General features: G+C 52.3%; 16 protein-coding genes and 5 tRNA genes. 8 read left to right on the plus strand and 13 right to left on the minus strand.

The genetic code is table 11. The features are described from left to right. Window positions 1-2 precede the first annotated feature (2 nt). The 8 genes from nrdF (at window position 3) to emrB (ending at window position 9,871) form a co-directional block, all read left to right on the plus strand. The gene (nrdF, locus tag J4645_RS10400; RefSeq protein WP_000777903.1) at window positions 3-962 is read left to right on the plus strand and encodes a class 1b ribonucleoside-diphosphate reductase subunit beta; all 960 of its coding nucleotides are present in this window, start codon (window positions 3-5) and stop codon (window positions 960-962) included. A gap of 354 nt (window positions 963-1,316) precedes the next feature. Then, window positions 1,317-2,519: a glycine betaine/L-proline ABC transporter ATP-binding protein ProV gene (gene proV / locus J4645_RS10405; protein WP_000985527.1), complete on the plus strand. Its 1,203-nt coding sequence runs from the start codon at window positions 1,317-1,319 to the stop codon at window positions 2,517-2,519. Continuing rightward, window positions 2,512-3,576 carry a glycine betaine/L-proline ABC transporter permease ProW gene (gene proW / locus J4645_RS10410; protein WP_000775021.1) on the plus strand — a complete coding sequence of 355 codons (1,065 nt, stop codon included), beginning with the start codon at window positions 2,512-2,514 and terminating at the stop codon, window positions 3,574-3,576. Before proV ends, proW begins: the two co-directional genes overlap by 8 nt. 69 nt (window positions 3,577-3,645) lie before the next feature. Next, window positions 3,646-4,641, plus strand: a complete 996-nt coding sequence (proX, locus tag J4645_RS10415; protein WP_001216613.1) for a glycine betaine/L-proline ABC transporter substrate-binding protein ProX — start codon at window positions 3,646-3,648, stop codon at window positions 4,639-4,641. Between the two features lie 164 nt (window positions 4,642-4,805). After that, window positions 4,806-5,990 (plus strand): MFS transporter, encoded by a 1,185-nt coding sequence (locus tag J4645_RS10420; protein ID WP_000165772.1) that lies wholly within the window; start codon window positions 4,806-4,808, stop codon window positions 5,988-5,990. 496 nt (window positions 5,991-6,486) lie between these two features. Beyond that, complete coding sequence (gene mprA / locus J4645_RS10425; RefSeq protein WP_000378431.1) at window positions 6,487-7,017, plus strand: transcriptional repressor MprA; 531 nt, start codon at window positions 6,487-6,489, stop codon at window positions 7,015-7,017. Window positions 7,018-7,143: 126 nt separating this feature from the next. Further along, window positions 7,144-8,316 (plus strand): multidrug efflux MFS transporter periplasmic adaptor subunit EmrA, encoded by a 1,173-nt coding sequence (gene emrA / locus J4645_RS10430; RefSeq protein ID WP_001275603.1) that lies wholly within the window; start codon window positions 7,144-7,146, stop codon window positions 8,314-8,316. A 16-nt stretch (window positions 8,317-8,332) separates the two neighbouring features. After that, window positions 8,333-9,871: a multidrug efflux MFS transporter permease subunit EmrB gene (gene emrB, locus J4645_RS10435; protein ID WP_001187297.1), complete on the plus strand. Its 1,539-nt coding sequence runs from the start codon at window positions 8,333-8,335 to the stop codon at window positions 9,869-9,871. A 48-nt stretch (window positions 9,872-9,919) separates the two neighbouring features. Here the strand turns inward: emrB and J4645_RS10440 are convergent, their stop codons facing one another. From J4645_RS10440 to recX, 13 genes are all read right to left on the minus strand, one after another. Continuing rightward, a complete protein-coding gene (locus J4645_RS10440; RefSeq protein WP_023214625.1) occupies window positions 9,920-11,290 on the minus strand; it encodes a carbohydrate porin in 1,371 nt (456 codons plus the stop codon). A 345-nt stretch (window positions 11,291-11,635) separates the two neighbouring features. After that, on the minus strand, window positions 11,636-12,151 hold the full coding sequence (luxS, locus tag J4645_RS10445; protein WP_001130194.1) for an S-ribosylhomocysteine lyase: 516 nt from the start codon (window positions 12,149-12,151) through the stop codon (window positions 11,636-11,638). Window positions 12,152-12,300: 149 nt separating this feature from the next. Next, window positions 12,301-13,857 (minus strand): glutamate--cysteine ligase, encoded by a 1,557-nt coding sequence (gshA, locus tag J4645_RS10450; RefSeq protein ID WP_000611821.1) that lies wholly within the window; start codon window positions 13,855-13,857, stop codon window positions 12,301-12,303. Window positions 13,858-13,933: 76 nt separating this feature from the next. Next, entirely contained in the window at window positions 13,934-14,359 is a 426-nt protein-coding gene (locus tag J4645_RS10455) for a YqaA family protein (protein WP_001279499.1), read from the minus strand. Beyond that, window positions 14,356-14,922 carry a fructose-1-phosphate/6-phosphogluconate phosphatase gene (gene yqaB, locus J4645_RS10460; protein ID WP_000271296.1) on the minus strand — a complete coding sequence of 189 codons (567 nt, stop codon included), beginning with the start codon at window positions 14,920-14,922 and terminating at the stop codon, window positions 14,356-14,358. Before yqaB ends, J4645_RS10455 begins: the two co-directional genes overlap by 4 nt. 235 nt (window positions 14,923-15,157) lie before the next feature. Continuing rightward, a tRNA-Arg gene (locus J4645_RS10465) sits at window positions 15,158-15,234 on the minus strand. Between the two features lie 196 nt (window positions 15,235-15,430). Further along, window positions 15,431-15,507: transfer RNA gene (locus J4645_RS10470), tRNA-Arg, on the minus strand. A 62-nt stretch (window positions 15,508-15,569) separates the two neighbouring features. Further along, window positions 15,570-15,646: transfer RNA gene (locus J4645_RS10475), tRNA-Arg, on the minus strand. A 61-nt stretch (window positions 15,647-15,707) separates the two neighbouring features. Continuing rightward, window positions 15,708-15,784 (minus strand) — tRNA-Arg (locus tag J4645_RS10480). A 3-nt stretch (window positions 15,785-15,787) separates the two neighbouring features. Beyond that, a tRNA-Ser gene (locus J4645_RS10485) sits at window positions 15,788-15,880 on the minus strand. Between the two features lie 303 nt (window positions 15,881-16,183). Further along, window positions 16,184-16,369 carry a carbon storage regulator CsrA gene (gene csrA, locus J4645_RS10490; protein ID WP_000906486.1) on the minus strand — a complete coding sequence of 62 codons (186 nt, stop codon included), beginning with the start codon at window positions 16,367-16,369 and terminating at the stop codon, window positions 16,184-16,186. Between the two features lie 234 nt (window positions 16,370-16,603). Beyond that, a complete protein-coding gene (gene alaS / locus J4645_RS10495) occupies window positions 16,604-19,234 on the minus strand; it encodes an alanine--tRNA ligase (protein ID WP_000047220.1) in 2,631 nt (876 codons plus the stop codon). A gap of 235 nt (window positions 19,235-19,469) precedes the next feature. Further along, complete coding sequence (gene recX, locus J4645_RS10500; protein ID WP_001294863.1) at window positions 19,470-19,970, minus strand: recombination regulator RecX; 501 nt, start codon at window positions 19,968-19,970, stop codon at window positions 19,470-19,472. Window positions 19,971-20,020: the final 50 nt, after the last annotated feature.

The following is a 20,020-nucleotide window of genomic DNA, read 5'->3' on the forward strand; positions in this document are numbered from 1 at the left end:
ATATGAAATTATCTCGTATTAGCGCCATCAACTGGAACAAGATCCAGGACGACAAAGATCTGGAGGTGTGGAACCGGCTGACCAGTAACTTCTGGCTGCCGGAAAAAGTGCCGTTATCGAATGATATTCCGGCCTGGCAGACGCTGAGCGCCGCCGAACAGCAGCTCACCATTCGCGTGTTTACGGGTCTTACGCTGCTTGACACTATCCAGAACATCGCAGGCGCGCCGTCGTTAATGGCAGATGCCATCACGCCGCATGAAGAGGCAGTACTGTCGAACATCAGCTTTATGGAAGCGGTACACGCCCGCTCTTACAGTTCTATTTTTTCCACGCTGTGCCAGACAAAAGAGGTTGATGCCGCCTACGCCTGGAGCGAAGAAAACCCGCCGCTACAGCGTAAGGCGCAGATTATTTTGGCTCATTACGTCAGCGATGAACCGCTAAAGAAAAAGATTGCCAGCGTCTTTTTAGAGTCTTTTCTGTTCTATTCCGGCTTCTGGCTACCGATGTATTTCTCCAGCCGCGGTAAGCTCACGAACACTGCCGACCTGATTCGTTTAATCATTCGCGATGAAGCGGTTCACGGTTATTATATTGGCTATAAGTATCAGATAGCGCTACAAAAACTATCGGCAATCGAGCGTGAAGAGTTAAAGCTTTTCGCGCTGGATTTGTTAATGGAACTGTACGACAACGAAATCCGCTACACAGAAGCATTATATGCGGAAACCGGCTGGGTTAACGACGTCAAAGCCTTCTTGTGCTACAACGCCAATAAAGCCTTAATGAACCTGGGTTATGAGGCGTTATTTCCGCCGGAGATGGCAGACGTGAATCCCGCAATCCTTGCCGCGCTCTCGCCGAATGCCGACGAAAACCATGATTTCTTTTCCGGCTCAGGTTCATCTTATGTGATGGGGAAAACAGTCGAAACCGAAGACGAAGACTGGAATTTTTAACCTTACGGGCATGGGAAATAACGTTACATTTTCCATGCCTTTATTTCAAGCAATAGCGGGTTAAATCGCGCAAATATTACAACATGTCCTACACTCAATACGAGTGAGATTATTCACCTGGATTCCCCCAATTCAGGTGGATTTTTGCTGGTTGTCCCAAAAAATATCTCTCCCTCTCCATTCGCGTTCAGCCCTTATATCATGGGAAATCACAGCCGATAGAACCTCGCAATATTCATGCCAGAAGCAAATTCAGGGTTGTCTCAGATTCTGAGTATGTTAGGGTAGAAAAAGGTAACTATTTCTATCAGGTAACATATCGACATAAGTAAATAACAGGAATCATTCTATTGCATGGCAATTAAATTAGAAGTGAAGAATCTGTATAAAATATTTGGAGAGCATCCGCAGCGTGCCTTCAAATATATTGAAAAGGGACTATCGAAAGAGCAAATACTGGAAAAAACGGGGCTATCGCTTGGCGTTAAAGACGCCAGTCTGGCCATTGAAGAAGGCGAGATATTTGTCATCATGGGATTATCCGGCTCGGGTAAATCCACAATGGTACGCCTTCTCAATCGCCTGATTGAACCCACCCGCGGGCAGGTACTGATTGACGGTGTTGATATTGCCAAAATATCAGACGCTGAGCTTCGCGAGGTGCGCAGGAAAAAGATTGCGATGGTCTTCCAGTCATTTGCGCTCATGCCGCATATGACCGTGCTGGATAATACGGCATTCGGTATGGAATTAGCGGGCATCGCGGCGCAAGAGCGTCGCGAAAAAGCGCTGGACGCCTTGCGTCAGGTAGGGCTTGAGAATTACGCTCACGCCTACCCGGATGAACTTTCCGGTGGGATGCGTCAGCGTGTTGGGCTTGCCCGCGCGCTGGCAATCAACCCTGATATCTTATTAATGGATGAAGCATTTTCCGCCCTCGATCCATTAATTCGTACCGAAATGCAGGATGAGCTGGTGAAATTACAGGCGAAACATCAGCGCACCATTGTCTTTATTTCCCACGATCTTGATGAGGCTATGCGTATTGGCGACAGGATTGCCATCATGCAAAATGGCGAGGTCGTACAGGTTGGTACGCCGGATGAGATCCTGAATAATCCGGCAAATGATTATGTCCGCACGTTCTTCCGTGGCGTGGATATTAGTCAGGTCTTTAGCGCCAAAGATATTGCCCGTCGCAGTCCGGTCGGATTAATTCGTAAAACGCCAGGTTTTGGTCCCCGTTCGGCACTGAAATTATTACAGGATGAAGACCGTGAATATGGTTACGTCATTGAGCGTGGCAATAAATTCGTGGGCGTCGTGTCCATCGACTCATTAAAAGCGGCATTAAGCCAGGCGCAAGGGATTGAAGCGGCGCTTATCGACGCCCCTTTAGTCGTTGATGCGCAAACCCCACTCAGCGAGTTGCTCTCTCACGTCGGTCAGGCGCCCTGCGCGGTGCCGGTTGTCGATGAAGAACACCAGTATGTTGGCATTATTTCAAAACGTATGTTGCTACAGGCTTTAGATCGCGAGGGGGGTAACAATGGCTGATCAAACGAATCCGTGGGATACCGCACAGGTGGCCGATACTACGACGCAAACGGCTGATGCCTGGGGAACACCGGCAGGCGTAGCCACGGACGGCGGCAGTACCGACTGGTTGAACAGCGCGCCCGCGCCAGCCCCTGAACACTTTTCTCTTCTGGACCCGTTCCATAAGACGCTGATCCCGCTGGATAGCTGGGTCACAGAGGGAATCGACTGGGTCGTCACTCATTTCCGTCCCCTTTTTCAGGGGATTCGTGTGCCGGTGGATTACATCCTTAACGGCTTTCAGCAACTGCTGCTGGGCATGCCCGCCCCTGTGGCGATTATTCTCTTTGCGCTGATTGCCTGGCAGGTTTCCGGCGTGGGCATGGGGATCGCAACGCTGATATCGCTGATCGCGATCGGCGCGATCGGTGCCTGGTCGCAGGCGATGATTACCCTGGCGCTGGTGTTGACCGCCCTGTTGTTCTGCGTCGTGATCGGATTACCGATGGGAATCTGGCTGGCGCGCAGCCCGCGCGCAGCCAAAATAGTTCGTCCGCTGCTGGATGCGATGCAGACCACGCCCGCGTTTGTCTATCTGGTGCCGATTGTCATGTTATTCGGCATCGGTAACGTGCCGGGCGTGGTGGTGACGATTATTTTTGCTCTACCGCCGATTATACGCCTGACGATCCTGGGCATTAACCAGGTGCCTGCCGACTTAATTGAAGCGTCGCGCTCGTTCGGCGCCAGCCCGCGCCAAATGTTGTTCAAAGTGCAACTACCGCTGGCGATGCCCACCATTATGGCAGGCGTTAATCAGACGCTGATGCTGGCTCTCTCAATGGTCGTCATCGCCTCGATGATTGCGGTCGGCGGGCTTGGCCAGATGGTATTACGCGGCATTGGTCGTCTTGATATGGGGCTGGCAACCGTGGGCGGCGTCGGCATTGTGATTCTCGCCATCATTCTGGACCGTCTGACGCAGGCCGTCGGGCGCGACTCGCGTAGCCGCGGTAACCGTCGCTGGTATACCACCGGTCCTGTTGGGCTAATCACCCGCCCTTTCGTTAAGTAACTCTCCTGACGCCCGGTGACGCTGCGCTTACCGGGCTTACAACTCCCTACCATAATTAAAGGAACAACGATGCGACATACTGTGATATTTGCCTCAGCGTTTGCCACCCTTGTCACCGCCAGCGCTTTCGCTGCCGACCTGCCTGGCAAAGGCATTACCGTCCAACCAATCCAAAGCACGATTTCTGAAGAGTCCTTCCAGACGTTACTGGTCAGCCGGGCGCTGGAAAAGTTGGGTTATACCGTAAATAAGCCGAGTGAAGTCGATTACAACGTAGGCTATACCTCCATCGCCTCTGGCGATGCGACGTTTACCGCCGTGAACTGGCAGCCGCTGCATGATGATATGTATGCCGCAGCAGGCGGAGACAAAAAGTTTTACCGCGAGGGTGTCTTCGTCTCCGGCGCTGCGCAGGGCTATCTGATCGATAAAAAAACCGCCGAGCAGTACAACATCACCAATATCGCTCAGCTAAAAGATCCGAAAATCGCCAAAATCTTCGATACCAATGGCGACGGAAAAGCGGACATGATGGGCTGCTCGCCGGGCTGGGGCTGCGAAGCCGTGATCAATCACCAGAATAAAGCGTTTGATCTGCAAAAAACCGTTGAGGTCAGCCACGGTAACTATGCGGCGATGATGGCTGATACCATTACCCGTTTTAAAGAAGGCAAGCCGGTGCTGTATTACACCTGGACCCCGTACTGGGTGAGCGACGTAATGAAGCCGGGTAAAGATGTCGTCTGGCTACAGGTGCCGTTCTCCTCCCTGCCGGGCGAACAGAAAAATATTGATACTAAACTGCCGAACGGCGCGAACTATGGGTTCCCGGTTAATACCATGCATATTGTCGCCAATAAGGCATGGGCGGAGAAAAACCCGGCGGCGGCGAAACTGTTCGCCATCATGAAGCTGCCGCTGGCGGATATCAACGCGCAGAACGCCATGATGCATGCCGGTAAATCGTCTGAAGCCGATGTTCAGGGCCATGTGGACGGCTGGATCAACGCCCACCAGCAGCAGTTTGACGGCTGGGTGAAAGAAGCGCTGGCCGCGCAGAAATAAGATCGTTTTTTATGCCGGATAAAGCGCAGTTCATGCGCCGCTATCCGGCCAACGCAATCTCTCCTCAAAGCGCACGATTCATCACGTCACCGTTCCCCTTTATTCATCAACATCCGCTATGATTGTTTTCCCAGGAAATAATTATCTGAATCACGATTACCATCATGACGAAACCCACTCATGGGCTTAGCCCGGCGCTGATCGTTTTAATGTCTGTGGCCACGGGTCTGGCGGTCGCCAGCAACTACTACGCCCAGCCGCTGCTTGATACCATCGCGCATCACTTTTCGCTTTCCGCCAGCTCCGCAGGGTTTATCGTTACCGCCGCGCAGTTGGGCTATGCCGCTGGCCTGTTGTTTCTGGTGCCGCTTGGCGACATGTTTGAACGCCGAACGCTGATTGTCTCCATGACGTTGCTGGCGGCTGGCGGAATGCTAATCACCGCCAGCAGTCAGTCGCTTAGCATGATGATACTCGGAACGGCCTTAACCGGACTGTTCTCCGTGGTGGCGCAGATTCTGGTTCCGCTGGCCGCCACGCTTGCGACGCCCGCCACCCGCGGTAAAGTGGTCGGCACCATTATGAGCGGCCTGTTGCTGGGGATCCTGCTGGCGCGAACGGTCGCCGGACTGCTGGCAAACCTCGGCGGTTGGCGCACCGTATTTTGGGTAGCGTCGGCGCTGATGGCGCTGATGGCCGTCGCGTTATGGCGCGGACTGCCAAAGCTCAAATCCGACACCCATCTTAACTACCCGCAACTGTTGGGTTCTGTATTCAGCCTGTTTATTCACGATAAGCTGCTGCGTACCCGCGCAATGCTGGGCTGCCTGACCTTTGCTAATTTCAGCATCCTCTGGACGTCAATGGCCTTTTTGCTCGCCGCGCCGCCGTTTAGCTATTCCGAGGGGATGATTGGCCTGTTTGGCCTGGCGGGGGCCGCCGGCGCTTTAGGCGCGCGTCCGGCTGGCGGATTTGCCGATAAAGGTAAATCTCACCTCACCACCACGTTCGGCTTACTGCTGCTGTTACTCTCCTGGCTGGCTATCTGGCTTGGGCACACCTCGGTACTGGCGCTGATTATTGGCATTCTGGTACTGGACCTCACCGTTCAGGGGGTACATATCACCAATCAGACGGTCATCTATCGTTTGCATCCGGATGCGCGTAACCGGCTCACCGCCGGCTATATGACCAGCTACTTTATCGGTGGCGCTGCAGGGTCGCTGATTTCCGCCTCCGCCTGGCAACATGCCGGCTGGGCCGGCGTTTGTCTGGCGGGTGTCACGGTAGCCTTACTTAATTTACTGGTCTGGTGGCGAGGTTTTCACCGACAGGAAGCCGTAAATTAAGCGGATAGTGAGCGTTTACCTTTGTTTAAGCTCCTTAGGGTGTTAAGGAGCTCCCCAGTCTGTTAAGGTTATGCTATTCATTTATCATGGTTATTTTTATACCGGTGAAGAATAATATAATTCTATGGAAAGCCCTGCATCCCCATCTGCTCCCAGGCCAATAGCGCCCGTTCAAGGATTCGAAGGTCGTTCACCGATAGCTATCCGTGATATTCTGGTGGCTTTTGCATCGGGTTGTAAGGCCGTTTACCCGGCTTTCGCCCCTCCCGCTTATCGTTCTCTCCTGATTTTTTCATGCAGGCACTCACGCTTTTCTCGTCATTCCTGGATTTGCCGCAGGCGGCGCTTTACCGGGCCCAATGTTCCCGCTGGCGTCTCAGTCTGCGTATCATTGGTTGCTTTATAGCCTGAAAGAATGATTTTGTATTAATAATACATTTACTTTATTTGTCACTGTCGTTACTATATCGGCTGAAATTAATGAGGTCATGCCCAAATGGATAGTTCGTTTACGCCCATTGAACAAATGCTAAAATTTCGCGCCAGCCGTCACGAAGACTTTCCTTACCAGGAAATTCTTTTGACTCGTCTTTGTATGCACATGCAAGGCAAGCTCCTGGAAAACCGCAATAAAATGCTGAAGGCTCAAGGGATTAACGAGACGTTGTTTATGGCGTTGATTACGCTGGAGTCTCAGGAAAACCACAGTATTCAGCCGTCTGAATTAAGCTGCGCGCTGGGTTCATCTCGCACCAATGCGACACGCATTGCAGATGAGCTGGAAAAACGCGGCTGGATTGAGCGTCGTGAGAGCGATAACGATCGCCGTTGCCTGCATCTGCAATTAACGGAGAAAGGTCAGGCATTTTTGCAAGAAGTGCTTCCGCCTCAGCATCATTGTCTGCATCAACTCTGGTCATCACTTAGCACTGCCGAAAAAGATCAACTTGAGCACATCACTCGTAAACTCCTGACGCGTCTTGATCAAATGGAGCAGGAAGGCACTGTTCTTGAGGCGCTGCGCTAAAGCGCCGACCCGCTCAAAAATCCAGATTAATAACAGGAAAGCGGACAGGCCGGCACGCGTTACTGCTGGCCTTTCTGACAACAGGTCGGCTCAGCCGATGTGAATAATAAGATCGTGGAGAACAACATGAGCGCAAATGCGGAGATCCAAACCCCGCAGCAACCGGCTAAGAAGAAAGGCAAACGCAAAACAGCGCTGCTACTTCTTACCTTGCTCTTTGTTATTATTGCCGTGGCATATGGAATTTATTGGTTTTTAGTATTGCGTCATATTGAAGAGACAGATGATGCTTACGTGGCAGGGAACCAGGTTCAAATCATGGCGCAGGTGTCAGGCAGCGTGACGAAAGTCTGGGCTGATAACACCGACTTTGTAAAAGAGGGCGATGTTCTGGTCACGCTCGATCAGACTGACGCCAAACAAGCGTTTGAAAAAGCCAAAACGGCGCTGGCCTCCAGCGTGCGTCAGACGCACCAATTGATGATTAACAGCAAGCAGTTGCAGGCGAATATCGACGTGCAAAAAACCGCCCTGGCGCAAGCGCAAAGCGACCTTAACCGTCGTGTGCCGCTGGGTAATGCCAATCTTATTGGCCGTGAAGAACTGCAACACGCCCGCGATGCCGTCGCCAGCGCGCAGGCACAGCTGGATGTCGCCATTCAACAGTACAATGCCAACCAGGCAATGATACTCAACAGTAATCTGGAAGATCAGCCTGCGGTTCAACAAGCGGCGACCGAAGTGCGTAACGCCTGGCTGGCGCTGGAGCGTACTCGCATCGTCAGTCCAATGACCGGTTATGTTTCCCGCCGCGCCGTCCAGCCTGGCGCGCAGATCAGCCCCACCACGCCGCTGATGGCCGTCGTGCCTGCAACCGATCTGTGGGTGGACGCTAACTTTAAAGAGACCCAATTAGCGAATATGCGCATTGGGCAGCCAGTGACGGTGATTACTGATATTTATGGCGACGACGTAAAATACACCGGTAAAGTCGTCGGTCTGGATATGGGAACAGGCAGCGCCTTCTCCCTGCTGCCCGCGCAAAATGCGACGGGTAACTGGATTAAAGTGGTTCAACGTCTGCCGGTACGCGTCGAACTGGACGCCCGCCAGTTAGAACAACATCCGCTGCGTATTGGTTTATCGACGCTGGTCACCGTGGATACCGCTAATCGCGACGGTCAGGTACTGGCCAGCCAGGTACGAACGACGCCGGTTGCCGAAAGTAACGCACGCGAAATTAATCTCGCGCCGGTCAATAAACTGATCGACGACATCGTACAGGCTAACGCGGGTTAATCCTGAGGTGCGTGTGATGCAACAGCAAAAACCGCTGGAGGGCGCGCAGCTCGTCATCATGACGATCGCGCTGTCGCTGGCGACATTCATGCAGGTGCTGGACTCCACCATTGCCAACGTGGCGATTCCGACCATCGCCGGGAACCTGGGTTCTTCCCTAAGCCAGGGGACATGGGTTATCACCTCTTTCGGGGTGGCAAACGCTATCTCGATTCCCTTAACCGGCTGGCTGGCGAAACGTTTTGGCGAAGTCAAACTGTTCATGTGGTCGACGGTCGCCTTTGCCGCGGCCTCCTGGGCCTGTGGCGTATCCAGCAGCCTGAATATGCTGATCTTCTTCCGCGTGGTGCAGGGCGTGGTCGCCGGGCCGCTGATTCCGCTCTCGCAAAGCCTGTTGCTGAATAACTATCCGCCTGCAAAGCGCTCCATTGCGCTGGCGCTCTGGTCAATGACCGTCATTGTCGCGCCGATTTGCGGCCCGATTCTGGGGGGCTACATCAGTGATAATTACCACTGGGGATGGATTTTCTTCATCAACGTGCCGATTGGCATCGCCGTCGTCCTGATGACGTTACACACGCTGCGCGGACGTGAAACGCATACCGAACGGCGACGTATTGACGCCGTCGGGCTGGCGTTACTGGTGATTGGCATCGGCAGCCTGCAAATTATGCTCGATCGCGGTAAAGAGCTGGACTGGTTCTCCTCGCAGGAAATTATCATCCTGACCGTGGTCGCCGTCATCGCCATCAGTTTCCTGATCGTCTGGGAACTAACCGACGATCACCCTATCGTCGATCTTTCTCTTTTTAAATCGCGTAACTTCACGATTGGCTGCTTGTGCATCAGCCTTGCCTATATGCTCTATTTCGGCGCCATTGTTCTACTGCCGCAGCTTTTGCAAGAGGTGTACGGCTATACCGCAACGTGGGCAGGTCTGGCGTCGGCGCCAGTCGGCATTATTCCGGTAATTTTGTCGCCGATTATCGGACGCTTCGCGCATAAACTGGATATGCGCAGACTGGTCACGTTCAGCTTCATTATGTACGCCGTCTGTTTTTACTGGCGCGCCTGGACGTTCGAACCGGGTATGGATTTCGGCGCTTCCGCATGGCCGCAGTTTATTCAGGGATTTGCCGTCGCCTGCTTCTTTATGCCGCTGACCACCATTACGCTCTCCGGGTTACCGCCAGAACGGCTGGCGGCGGCATCAAGCCTGTCGAACTTCACGCGAACGCTGGCGGGCTCCATCGGCACCTCGATTACCACCACTATGTGGACCGATCGTGAGTCGCTACACCATGCTCAGCTCACGGAGTCGATTACGGCGTATAATCCAAACGCTCAGGCTATGTACGATAAACTGGAAGGCTTAGGGATGACGCACCAACAGGCGTCAGGCTGGATAGCCCAGCAAATCACGAATCAGGGGCTGATTATTTCCGCCAACGAAATCTTCTGGATGTCGGCGGGGATCTTCCTGGTGCTGCTCGGCCTGGTGTGGTTCGCCAAACCGCCCTTCGGTGCGGGCGGCGGCGGTGGCGGCGCGCACTAACTATCTGATAAAAGGGATCTGCGGATCCCTTTTTTAGTAGACCAACAATCAGAAGAAATATTTGAATCTCAGACGCCCGCCGTAACGCGCATCTTCACTGTTATCGCCATTATTCGGATTGGCCTCTACCCATGAAGCATAGGCACCGAGGTAGATGTTAAAGTTTTTCATATCCATCACGTTGGGGAATAAATATGAGGCATGAATAGTGTGAATGTCATAATTGCCGGGATCGGTGATCCAACAATCGTCCTCACAAACGGCATCGATATTGGCAGCATTGAAGGCTTCGATTTTGTTATGCGCATAGATATAACCCAGTTCAAATCGATGCCACAGCGCATTCACCCCAGCGGTAAAATCTGTCTCATCGGTCGCATCCATATAGGCGGTATTCAGGTTAATCACTGCGCCATCTTCCGGGTCAGTTTTTTGACCATTCCAGGTCATGGTAAAACCATAGCCCGTACGATCTGACTGATCGATCCACTTCCCATTCTCATAATAGCCATAGGCGTTGTTAACGACGTTACTTTCCATCGCTATCGCCGTTGAAAAACGCCCGTTTTGCCAGGCGATAACCGGACGGACGTAAGCCACGTTTTTATCGTTGGTTAAATCCATTCCGTGGTACTGCTTCTCGGTATATAACGTACTGCCATTTTCCAGCAATGTGTTAACTTCGAAATACCAGTTGTCGATGGTTTTACTCAGCAGGAAGTTACCCCCACTGTCGCTACGTCCCCGTCCTTCTTTCATCATATAGATATAGCCGTAACCGTCACTGTAAAGATCGTTCGCTGTATTCCCCGAATATTCAATAAATGTATCCTGATTCAGCGGGAACATATCGTAGGCTTCAAAACGACCAACCTTAATTTTCCAGTCATTCTCACGGCCAAAGAAGAAAACGGCATCATCAAGGTTCATTTTTCCGGTCAGGTCCGCCAGAGGCTGTACAGAGAATCCGGCAAAATTACCGTTGTCCAGCCGCTGGTAGCCATCAAAGCCCAACAACAGGCGTCCGTTAATATCCCAGCGTTCATTGGTTCCTGATGCCCAATCTTTATTCGCTGACGTTCTCATCGAGGTTAGGCTACCGGAACGGCTTGCCGCATCCATATTAAATTCGACATCGCCATAGAACTTAATATCGCTGAATCCGGATAAGGTCAGCTTCGGCGGCGTTTTACCTGCTGCAATGGGCTCGGCGGACTGGACATTCACCGTCGGCGTAGCGGCGACCTGCTGCTGTTTCAGCGAGCGAATTTGCGCCTCGGCATCGGATGCCCGTTTTTCAGCATTAACAACACGTTGCTCCAGTTCAGCCAGACGCTGCTCAATAGTGATATTATTCGCTGCCCAAAGGTTATGAGAAAAGCAAGCACCGATCATCAGCGCCAAATATTTAGCCTTCATTTTTTATCCCTTAAGTTTGATGTATACCAGATAAGATTTGCTAAAAACCCCATCGACCGGCTATTAGTAGAGTCTTGTTATTACCTGGATATCTGGCGCATTCCATTATGTTTTTCTATTAATTATTTATGATTTTTAGTTTATGTGATCAATACACTCTGGCATCGTGAGTTATCCGCCTTTTCTGTTTGCCAGATCACATTTTATTATTTAACAGGCCAGGCATTACTTAATTTAAAATGTATTCTCGCCGCAAATATAATAAACGTAAATTATATTAAGCAATAAAAAACCCCGGCCATAAACCGGGGTTAATTTAAATACTGGAAACGCTTACCAATAAGACTAAATATGCAGTTCCTGCAGCTTTTCTTTCGGCAGCGCCAGCTCTTTATTGCTGTTCACGCGCACATCACGCTCCAGAATATGACGGGCAATGTCCTGCGCTTCACTGAGCGAGTGCATCTGATACGTACCGCACTGGTAAACGTTCAGCTCCGGGATCTGGTTTTGATCCTGCACTTTCAGCACATCCGCCATCGCCGCTTTCCAGGCGTCGGCAACACGCTGCTCGTCCGGCGTGCCAATCAGGCTCATGTAAAAGCCGGTGCGGCAGCCCATCGGCGAGATATCGATAATCTCAACGCCGTTACCGTTGAGGTGGTCGCGCATAAAGCCAGCAAACAGATGCTCAAGCGTATGAATCCCTTTTTCCGGCATCACTTCTTTGTTCGGAATGCAAAAACGCAGATCAAACACGGTGATTGCGTCGCCATGCGGGGTGTTCATCGTTTTTGCAACCCGGACCGCCGGCGCTTGCATCCGGGTATGATCGACTGCGAAGCTATCTAATAATGGCATTTAGTCACCTCCGATAATTTTTTAAAAATAAACTGAACTCTTTGTTCCGGGGCGAGTCTGAGTATATGAAAGACGCGCATTTGTTATCATCATCCCTGTTTTCAGCGATGAAATTTTGGCCACTCCGTGAGTGGCCTTTTTCTTTTGGGTCAGGCGTGTTTCGCAAGCCACGCGGCAAACGGCTCGGTATCCGCCGCCTCAATCTCCTGCTGACGACGTACTGAAGCGTCACGTTCAGCAATAAACTCTTCTTCCTGTAAAATCTCCAGCGGCTCTTCGCGTAACAGATTACGGTAAGCCTCACCGAACGCTTTCCCGGTGCCGCCAATGCCTTCATCAATCATAGACCGTAGGATCCGGGCGGAGAATGTCAGTTCAGGATTATCAAAGCAGGCGACCAACTCATCACACACCTTTTGATACTCCTCTCCCCCGTGGATACTGTCCAGCGTTTGCGCCACGCGTTTCAGATCGCGGAAGAGATCTTTCCCTACTTTGGGCAGCGGGAACTGCGCAGTTTCACAGCCAATGCCTAACGTCAGGCCCGGCTTACGCCCTTCCAGAATAACGCGATTCCAGTTTGTACGCGTACATAACAGCTCATCGCTACTCATTTCCGGCGCATCGGCCAATACGCACCAGACCATAAACAGATCGAGGAAGCGCACCTGTTGCTCGTCTACGCCGATCGGTGAGAACGGGTTAATATCGAGAGAACGAACTTCAATATACTCAATACCACCACGCAGAAGCGCGTCAGAAGGCGATTCGCCGCTGCGCGTCACGCGCTTGGGACGAATGGGCGCGTACAGCTCATTTTCAATTTGCAGAACGTTGCTGTTAATCTGTAGCCGCTTACCGTCTTTTTCCACACCAATCCGCGCGTACTCCTCGGAAGGGGTTTTAATCGCGCGCTTCAGACCTGCCACATACTCATGCAAATCGTTAAACGTAATTCCGAGATTGCTTTGCGACTTATTGGTATAACCCAAATCGCTCAGACGTAGCGACGTCGCGTACGGCAGGTAGTACATGCCGCAGTCCGTTTTTTCAAACGGTAATGTGGTTGGCTTTCCTTGCAGGAAAGAGGAACAAATGGCCGGAGACGCGCCAAACAGATAGGGGATGACCCAGCCAAAACGGTAATAGTTGCGAATCAGACGAAAATAGCCGGCAGAAATTTTTTCTTTTGCCGCTTCGCCTTCCGTAACGCCGCATTTCGCCTGCCAGAACGCCATCGGTAATGAAAAATTGTAATGTACGCCGGAGATGGTTTGCATCAAGGCGCCATAACGATTTTTCAGCCCTTCGCGATAGAGCGTCTTAAAGCGCCCGGTATTTGATGTGCCGTACTGCGCCAGCTCTATGTCCTGCCCTTCCGCAATATAGCAGGGCATACTTAATGGCCACATCCGCTCATCGCCCAGTTTCCTGGCCGTATACCGATGGAGATCGCGCATAAAAGTGAGCATATGCTGGATATCGCCATCGACTGGCGTAATAAACTCCAGTAGGGCTTCCGCAAAATCCGTGGTAATCCATTTATGGGTCAGCGCTGAACCTAACGCTTCAGGATGACCTGTTGTCGCCAGCGTGCCATCAGCATTGACACGCAGCGTTTCGCGCTCTAACCCGCGCTGTATCCCCTTTAACGCCTGAGGATGTTTTTCCAGCCAGGCCAGAGCCTGTGATACGTCCGGGATCAAATTGACCTCCCGCCTGTCCAAATCGTTTTAATAAGCATAACTGTAATGGCGGCCATACATGCCAAACCTACAATTATTACCACCACATCATGCCCTGAACCGTCGCCGCTGCGAGCGCAACATAGCGCAGCGCCTTACCAAGACACAAAAAAAAGATCGTCCGCCCCCACGGGATGCGCATCCATCCCGCTAACAGGCACAACAAATCACCGATGACCGGCATCCAGCTTAATAATAGTGTGGCTGCGCCATAACGCTTTAGCCAGCCAGTCGCTTTTTCCTGCCAGCGCGACGTTTTGCGCAGCGGAAAGAAACGCCCAAGAATAACGTTAGTTACCCCTCCAAGGCTATTACCCATTGTTGCTGTTAAGACTAAGACCCAGGGATGGCTGACGCCGGAGACCAGCATAGCAACCAAAACCACCTCAGAATTACCGGGTAACAGCGTCGCGCTGAGAAAACTACTGGCAAACAGAGACAGGAGCGACAGTCCGTCACTCACAATAGTCGGACATCCACGGCATCCATTCCCGCCGCCCGCGCCGCCTGTAAACCAAAATCGGCATCTTCAAATACCACGCACTGCGTCGGCATGACGCCCATCCGCTGGGCGCACAGTAGGAAGGTGTCAGGCGCGGGTTTGTGATGCTGTACGTGATCTGCCGCCACAACCGCATCAAAATAACGACGCAGCCCCAGATGCGCTAACAGGGCTTCCGCGATAGCGCTTTCGCTACCGGTACCGACCGACATGGGACGCCGCCCATGCCACGCTTTGACCACCTCAACCAGCGGCAGCGGTTCTACGCAGTCCAGCAGGATGCTTTTTACCGCGTCGGTTTTCTCACGCGCCAGTGACAGGGGATCAAGATCGGCATGGTTAAGCTCAATGATTGACTGGGCGATAAGCCAGGTTGGCGAACCGTTAAGCGCGACCATTGCCTGTTCATCAAAACGAAGACCATAGCGCCCCAAAACCTCACGCCACGCTTTGCGATGCGTGGGTTCGGTATCCAGGAGAGTACCGTCCATATCAAAAATCAAACCAGCATAACGTGCGTACATCGTGTTCTCGCAAACCGAATAACCAGACAGTACTTTATCGCAATTGGTTGATTTTGTCGCTAATAGAGATGAAGAGGTATATTCAGGATAAGGGGAAAAGCGATTGCAGGGCAGTGACGTATCCGGGAGGATTATTCGCCTTATGGGCCGTTGCTGACGCAACGTTATCCTTCTGATGCCAGCGGTGATTACCGCTATCTTATCTGCATCTTCATCGCTGAAAGTATGAAGAATATGGTGCATCCGGGAGGATTCGAACCTCCGACCGCTCGGTTCGTAGCCGAGTACTCTATCCAGCTGAGCTACGGATGCATTGGGAAACTTGCTTTACTGCTGATATTGATACCGCGGTGAAAGCCGTATCAATTAAGAGATGGTACATCCGGGAGGATTACTCGCCTTACGGCTCGCCCTTCGGGCCGTTGCTGACGCAACGTTATCCTTCCTGGTGCCAGCGGTGATTACCGCTATCTTATCCGTATCTTCATCACTGAAAGTACGGAGAATATGGTGCATCCGGGAGGATTCGAACCTCCGACCGCTCGGTTCGTAGCCGAGTACTCTATCCAGCTGAGCTACGGATGCATCGGAAAACTTGCTTTACTGCCGATATTGATACCGCGGTGAAAGCCGTATCAAGTAAGAGATGGTGCATCCGGGAGGATTCGAACCTCCGACCGCTCGGTTCGTAGCCGAGTACTCTATCCAGCTGAGCTACGGATGCATCGGGAAACTTACTTTACTGCAGATTTTGATACCGCGGGAAAGCCGTATCAAGTAAGAGATGGTGCATCCGGGAGGATTCGAACCTCCGACCGCTCGGTTCGTAGCCGAGTACTCTATCCAGCTGAGCTACGGATGCAAATGGCGGTGAGGCGGGGATTCGAACCCCGGATGCAGCTTTTGACCGCATACTCCCTTAGCAGGGGAGCGCCTTCAGCCTCTCGGCCACCTCACCACACGCCTCTTACGAGTGCTTCGAAGAACTTGTTCTGCTCATCGTCGCTGCGTGGCGCACATATTACTTTCTGGGACTTATAAGTCAAACAATTTTTCCAGAGCTTTTATCGTTTGCACACTTCACGCTCAATTAGTCTGTAAAAAAGCCAAAAAGAGTGTTTTATCAACAGATAATTTGATGACACGCTGGCCGCCAAAAGCGCACCATATCAACAGTGGGGTTGAAAAAAGTCATGAAGGGACAACGAGGGCGAGCGAGAGGAGAGGCTGCGTCTCACCCGAAAAGTGAGACGCGAAAACCTTAGTAACTGGACTGCTGGGATTTTTCAGCCTGGATACGCTGGTAGATCTCTTCACGATGGACAGAAACTTCTTTCGGGGCGTTCACGCCAATACGCACCTGGTTGCCCTTCACCCCTAAAACTGTCACGGTGACCTCATCGCCAATCATGAGGGTCTCACCAACTCGACGAGTCAGAATCAGCATTCTTTGCTCCTTGAAAGATTAAAAGAGTCGGGTCTCTCTGTATCCCGGCATTATCCATCATATAACGCCAAAAAGTAAGCGATGACAAACACCTTAGGTGTAAGCAGTCATGGCATTACATTCTGTTAAACCTAAGTTTAGCCGATATACAAAACTTCAACCTGACTTTATCGTTGTCGATAGCGTTGACGTAAACGCCGCAGCACGGGCTGCGGCGCCAACGAACGCTTATAATTATTGCAATTTTGCGCTGACCCAGCCTTGTACACTGGCTAACGCTGCAGGCAGAGCTGCCGCATCCGTACCACCGGCTTGCGCCATGTCCGGACGACCGCCACCCTTACCGCCTACCTGCTGAGCGACCATACCAATCAATTCCCCTGCTTTAACCCGGTCGGTCACATCCTTCGACACGCCCGCAATCAGAGAAACCTTACCTTCAACAACCGTTGCCAGTACGATAACGGTAGACCCCAGTTGATTTTTCAGATCATCAACCATGGTTCGCAGCATTTTCGGCTCAATACCAGCAAGCTCGCTGACCAGGAGCTTCACGCCGTTGAGATCGACCGCTTTACTGGAAAGATTTGCACTCTCCTGCGCTGCGGCCTGGTCCTTCAACTGCTGCAACTCTTTTTCCAGCTGACGTGTACGTTCCAGCACGGCACGCACTTTGTCGCCCAGATTCTGGCTGTCGCCCTTCAGCAGATGCGCAATATCGTTTAAGCGATCGCTTTGCGCATGAACGGTGGCCATAGCGCCTTCACCGGTTACCGCCTCAATACGACGAATGCCCGCTGCGGTGCCGGACTCAGAGATAATACGGAATAGACCGATATCACCGGTACGACTGGCGTGAGTACCGCCGCACAGTTCGGTAGAGAAATCGCCCATGCTCAGAACGCGTACACGTTCGTCATATTTCTCGCCAAACAGCGCCATGGCGCCTTTCGCCTTCGCCGCGTCGAGATCCATGATGTTCGTTTCAATCGGCAGGTTGCGGCGAATTTGCGCATTCACCAAATCTTCAACCTGACGAATCTCCGACGGCTTCATCGCTTCATTGTGCGAGAAGTCGAAGCGCAGCACTTTATCGCTAACCAGCGAACCTTTCTGTGCAACGTGTGTCCCAAGCACCTGGCGCAACGCCGCGTGCATCAGGTGCGTGGCGGAGTGGTTCAGACGGATACGTGCGCGGCGCGCTTCATCTACGTCAGCCTGTACCGCATCGCCCACTTTCAGAGCGCCCGCAGACAATTTGCCGATATGACCAATCGCCTGACCATATTTTTGCGTGTCGTCCACAGCGAAAGTAAATCCAGCGCCTTTCAGCTCGCCTTTATCGCCAACCTGACCGCCTGATTCCGCATAGAATGGGGTCTGATCCAGCACGACAACCGCTTCCTGTCCCGCGTTAATCGCTTCAACCGCTTTACCATCGACAAACAGCGCAGTCACTTTGCCGTTCAGTTCCAGATGGTCATAACCTTTAAATTCAGAAGCGCTATCAACGCGGATCATCGCGTTGTAGTCCGCGCCAAAACCGCTAGCTTCGCGCGCGCGACGGCGTTGCTCTTCCATGGCTGCTTCAAAACCGGCTTCGTCGACTTTGATATTGCGCTCACGGCAGACGTCCGCCGTTAAATCGACCGGGAAACCATAAGTATCATACAGACGGAAAGCGGTTTCGCCGTCCAGGGTATCACCCTGCAATTTCGCCAGTTCTTCATCCAGCAGCGCCAGACCGCGCTCCAGCGTACGGGCGAACTGCTCTTCTTCCGTTTTCAGAACCTGCTCGACCTGCGCCTGCTGACGTTTCAACTCTTCGCCTGCGGAGCCCATTACCTCAATCAGCGGCCCAACCAGCTTGTAGAAGAAGGTCTCTTTCGCGCCCAGCATGTTGCCGTGACGCACCGCGCGACGAATAATGCGACGCAGCACATAGCCACGGTTTTCATTCGACGGCAGCACGCCATCGGCAACCAGGAATGCGCAGGAACGGATGTGGTCGGCGATAACGCGCAGCGATTTATTACCCAGATCGGTGGCACCGGTGACTTTCGCTACCGCTTCAATCAACGTGCGGAACAGGTCGATGTCATAGTTAGAGTTAACGTGTTGCAGTACCGCGGCAATACGCTCCAGCCCCATACCGGTATCTACAGACGGTTTCGGCAATGGTTCCATCGTCCCGTCAGCCTGACGGTTGAACTGCATAAAGACGATGTTCCAGATCTCAATATAGCGATCGCCGTCTTCTTCCGGGCTTCCCGGAGGGCCGCCCCAGATGTGGTCGCCATGATCGTAGAAGATTTCGGTGCACGGACCGCAGGGACCGGTGTCGCCCATCTGCCAGAAGTTATCCGATGCGTATGGCGCGCCTTTATTGTCGCCGATACGGATGATACGCTCGCGCGGGATGCCGACTTCTTTTTCCCAGATCTCATAGGCTTCGTCGTCGGTTTCATAGACGGTGACCCATAAACGCTCTTTTGGCAGAGCAAACCAGTTTTCACCGGTCAGTAATTCCCATGCGAACTGAATGGCGTCGTGTTTGAAGTAATCGCCGAAGCTGAAGTTGCCCAGCATTTCGAAGAAAGTATGGTGACGTGCAGTGTATCCGACGTTTTCCAGATCGTTGTGTTTACCCCCCGCGCGTACGCAACGCTGGGAAGTGGTTGCACGGGAATAATTACGTTTATCGAGCCCAAGGAAAACATCCTTGAACTGGTTCATCCCGGCATTGGTAAACAACAGAGTGGGGTCATTGTTAGGCACCAGGGAACTGCTGGCAACTACCTGATGCCCTTTACTATGGAAAAAGTCGAGAAACGCCTGACGGATCTCAGCGGTGCTCTTGCTCATAATTATCCTGAAATCAAGCTACACTTCATCCTTCAGGCCGCCTCTGCGTTGGCTGCGAGTTTCCCGGTCACGCGTTCCCGAGGCTCACTTGCCGCTTTGATGCGGCTTGAATGATTTTGTGTATTTAAGGAATATTCGTCGCAGACGCTGTTCGCCGTTAAGCAACCCGCGTCCAGACGGAAAAAGTGGGAATAAGATAAGTTTTCTTTACCGGGAAGTAAAATCCCGTATGCGCTCAATCTGCAAAATTTCGCCATATTTGCTGGATATCGTCCATCAGATACCCGCGATAGAGCAAAAAGCGCTGTACCTTAACCTTTTCTGAAAAGTTTGAAGGGAGCGGCTCGCCATATTTGCGAACGGCCTGTTCACGTGCCATTTCACTCCAGTCAATTTCACATTCTCGCATCGCTTTTTCAGTCGATTCACGGGAAATGCCTTTCTGATTCAACTCCTGGCGAATACGCGCCGGGCCATAGCCTTTGCGGCTACGACTGGCGATAAAGCGCATCACGAAACGCTCGTCATCAAGATAGTGATGTTCGTGGCACCAGGCGATCACGCGTTCATAATCGTCTGCCGTCGCATCAATCTCTTCCGGCCCATTTTTGCCCATCACCGGCGCGGAGAGTTTACGCCGTAATTCCTGCTCGCTGTGATCGCGGACAGCAAGAATACGTACCGCACGATCAAGGAGACGAGCATAAGCGGGACGGCGCGATGTGGGTTCACTCATAAAAAGCCTTAACAGGGAGAAATGCCAAAAGGGCCGCATAAATGCAGCCC

The organism is Salmonella sp. 32082101201600294FB01SM01 (assembly GCF_017572865.1).
Classification (GTDB): Bacteria; Pseudomonadota; Gammaproteobacteria; order Enterobacterales; family Enterobacteriaceae; genus Salmonella; species Salmonella enterica.